General features: G+C 80.3%; 1 protein-coding gene. It reads right to left on the bottom strand.

Annotated features, from left to right (window positions below):
• Positions 1-3,753 (bottom strand): hypothetical protein (locus tag NT8_RS30175; RefSeq protein WP_217999333.1); only part of this gene is annotated, 3,753 nt, incomplete at both ends.

The raw sequence follows: 3,753 nt of genomic DNA on the forward strand, positions 1-3,753 counted from the left end.
CGCCCCCGCCGACCGGGCCTCTTCGGTCAGGCGATCGGCGGCCGCCCGGAGCCGGTCGGCCTCGGCGCGGGCGGCGCGGGCGCCGTCGCGCGTCGCGGCCGCCTCCGCCGCCTGCTCGGCTGCTGCGGCGGCCCGCTCGGCGGACCCGGCCGTGAGGTCGGCCGCTGTGGCGGCCGCCACCGCCGCCTCGCGCGCGGCGCCGGCCGCCTCCCGCGCGGTCCGGTCGGCGTCCCGCGCGGTGGCGTCGGCCGCCGCAGCCTCGCGCCACGCGGCCGTGGACGCCTCGTCGGCCTCCTCGGCGGCGCGCCGCGCCGCCTCCGCCTCGGCCTGGGAGCGCTGCGCCGCCGCGCGCCGATCGGCGAGGGCGTCCGCGTCCCGCGCCGCGGCGTCGCGGACCACGTCCCACCGGGCCCGCCGCTCGGCCTGGGACAGCTCGCGCAGCCGGGTGAGGAGTCCGTCGGCCGCCTCCTCGATCGCGGACCGGCCGTCCCGGGGGATGCCCGCACCCTCCAGCGCGGCCCACCTGTCCTCGGCCTCGCCCTGGTGTCGTTCGGAGTCGCGCCGGTGCTCGCGCGCCCGCGCGCGCAGGTCGTCCACCCGGGGCGGGCCGGCGGCCTCCGGCTCCGCCGCACCCGGGGCGGTGGACGCGGCCGCCGCGAGCGCGTCGGCTTCGGCCTCCAGCCGATCGGCGGCCTCGCGCGCCGCGCGGGCCCGCGACGCGTGCTCGTGCGCGGCGTCGAACACGGCGAGGACGTCGGTGAAGCCGTCGACGTCCCGGGCCAGTGCGGCGAAGGCGGCGTCGATCCCGGGGCGGCGGGCGGTGTCGTGGTCCCAGGCGTTGAGCACGCGCCGCTCGGCCGCGCGGAGGTCGCGGGCGTCGGCGTCGGCGGCCGTGCGGAGCCGCCGGGCGGTGGCACCGGCCTCCCGGGCGGCGGCGTCCGCCCGGGAGGCGAGGTCGGCGCGGTGGCCGGCGGTCCGGCGGGCGGTGTCGGCCTCCTCACGGGTCCGCTCGGCGCGGGTCGCGGCGGTGGCGGCGTCGGTGTCCAGCAGGTCGGCGGCCTGCCGGAGGCGGTCGGCTTCGCCGCGCGCCGTGCGGGCCTCCTCGCGCAGGGCCTCGGCCGTGGCCTGGGCGCGGCCGGTCGGTTCGGCGGTGCCGCCGGTGTTCCCGTCGGGCGCGGCGTCGGCACCGACGGGGGAGGACACCGTGACCGGGGAGGTGGTGGTGCGGCCGTCCTCGGCTGATTCCACCGCGACGGCCGGCGCCGTGGTGCCGTCCATGTTCCCGGGGGCGCGCCCGGCGGCCCGCTCGGCGTTCGACGCGGTCAACTCGGCGGAGTCGGCGAAGTACTCGGCGTCGTCGGCCGCCGTCGCGGCGGCGCGGGCTTCGTCGGCGGCGGTCCGCGCCGCTTCCCCGGTGGTGCGGGCGGTCTCGGCCGCCTTGGCGGCGGCCCGCTCGGCGTCCGCCCTGGCCGCCGCGGCCTCCGCCGCCCGCTCCCGTGCGGTGCCGGCCGCCCGGCCGGCCTCGGCCGCCGCGTCCCGCGCCGCACGGTACTCCTCGGCGGCCCGATCGGCGGTCGACCGGGCGGCCGCGAGGGCGCCCCGAGCCCGCTGCGCGTCCCGGAGGGCGTCGCGGGCGGCGGCCCACCTCTCCGTGTCGCCGCCGGCCTCGTCGAGCGCGGTCCGGAACCCCCCCTCCATGCGGCGGGCGTCGTCCGGCGCGAGGCCGGGGTGCGGCCCGTGCCGGGAGTCGGTCCGCTGCGCCATCCGTGCCGTGTGCCGGTCCACGGCGGCCCGCATGCGGCGGACGGCCGCCTCCCCGGAGGTGCCGGTCGCGTCGGCCGGTGGGGGCGGGCCGTCCGCGCGGGAGTGCCGCCGCAGGTCGGGCGACGCGAAGCGCGCGCCGTGGTCCACGGGCAGGGCGGCGGCGGGCGCGGAGTCGGCGCCCCCCGGGTGGTCCGCCGGCGCCGTGCCGCCACCGGTGACCTCGTTCCAGAGCCGTTCGGCGCGGGCGGCCGCCTCCCGGACCCGCGACTCCAGGGCGTCGGCGTCGGCGCGGGCGCCGTCCGCCGTCCGGCGCAGCTCCCGGGCGGTGGTGTCGGCCCGCCGGGCGGCGTCCTCCGCCCGGTCGGCGAGTTCGGCGAGGCCGCCGGCCGTCCGGCGGGCGGCCTCGGCCGCTTCGCCGGTCCGCTCGGCGCGGATCGCGGCGGCGGTGGCGTCGGTGCCCAGCAGGTCGGCGGTCTGCTGGAGGCGGTCGGCGTCGCCGCGCGCGGTGCGGGCCTCCTCGCGCAGGTGCTCCGCCTCGGCGCGCAGTTCGGGGGCCCGGGCATCGGCCTCCCCGAGGGGTGCGGTGCCGGACGCCGCGCCGCCGACCTGGGCGGCACCCTCCGCGCCGTCGCGGGAGGTCGACCGGTGGGACCGGCCGGCGCCCTCCTGCCCGGGCGGACCGCCGGGGTCCGTGGTGGACGGGATGCCCGGGGGAGCGGCCTGCGGTGTGAAGGCGGTGAAGACCAGCGGAGGTTCGGTGAACGCCGAGGGGAGCGGCAGCGGGGAGTCGAGCGGCCGCAGGCCCTTGAGGAACTCGCGGACGACGTCGCCGGAGCGCGGCACGCCGTCGTCGCCCTTGCCGTCGAGCGCCGTGAAGCCGGGGTGTCCCGGGAACGTGAGGTCGGGGCCGGTCAAGGACGAGGGCTTGCCGTCGGGTCCCGCCCGGTCGAAGCGGTCGATCGGCGTCTCACCGGGGGAGGCGTCCGGGCGGTCCTCCGCGCTTCCGCTCGTGACGTCGATGTCGTAGAGGTCGTAGAGATCATCGTCGGCGTCGGGTCCGGGGTGGGGCTCGGCGTCGGCCGTCCGGGTGCCGTCGGCGGGTTCGGGCACGGAGCGGTCCGGGGGCTCCTGTCCGCCGCCCGCGGGGGACGGGGCGGGACCGCCCTCGCGGGACTCGGTGCCGGAGGGTGGCACCGGGCCGGTGGCCTCGGTGGGGAGAGCGGGCTCGCGGTCGCCCTCGCCGGGGTCGGGGCCGGCGGCGGAGGTGCCGCTGGGCGGGGGAACGGCGCCGCCCGCCAGGGCATCGACGCGGCGGCGGTCGGGCGAGGTGCCGCCCTCGGGAGCGGCTGCGGGGGACTGCGGCATGGGGCGCACCGCTTCACCGGTGCGGGTGCCCGGACCGGCGGTGCCGCCGGTCGCCGCCGACGGGGTGGCGGACGACGGGCCGGAGGGTGTGTCGGCGAAGCCGGAGGGCGCCAGGGGGATGGGCGCGTAAGGGTTGTCGGTGTCGGCGGTGTCGGCGGTGTCGGCGGTGTCGGCGGTGTCGCCGGTGGCCGTCGGTCCGTCGAGATCGGTGATCGCCGTCGCACCGTCGGTGTCGAGTTCGCGGGTGGCCGTCGGCCCGCCGGCGCCGATGTCGGCGGCGACGGGTGCGGCGCCGCCGGGGGTGTTCCCGCCGGGGGTGCGGGGTTGGGCGTTCGGGGGCGCGGTGTCGTCCTCGAAGCGGTGGGACGGTCTCGGGAATACAGGGCGGTCGACGTCGGTGTCGGCACCGAATACGGGACGGGGGTCCGGGGAGAATCCGGTATCGGTATCGGGATCGAATTCGGGGTCGAATTCGGAATCGCGGTCGTATTCTCGGTCGGAATCCCGATCGCGGTCGACGTCGGGCCCCGGTCCGGAATCGCGGTCGTTATCGGAGCCGTCGCGGTTTCCATTTCCATTATCGCTGCCGAAGGTGGCGGCGTGCGTGGTATCCGGAGGGGAATT

It is taken from the genome of Nocardiopsis trehalosi NBRC 14201 (assembly GCF_001552555.1).
Lineage (GTDB): Bacteria > Actinomycetota > Actinomycetes > Streptosporangiales > Streptosporangiaceae > Nocardiopsis_B > Nocardiopsis_B trehalosi.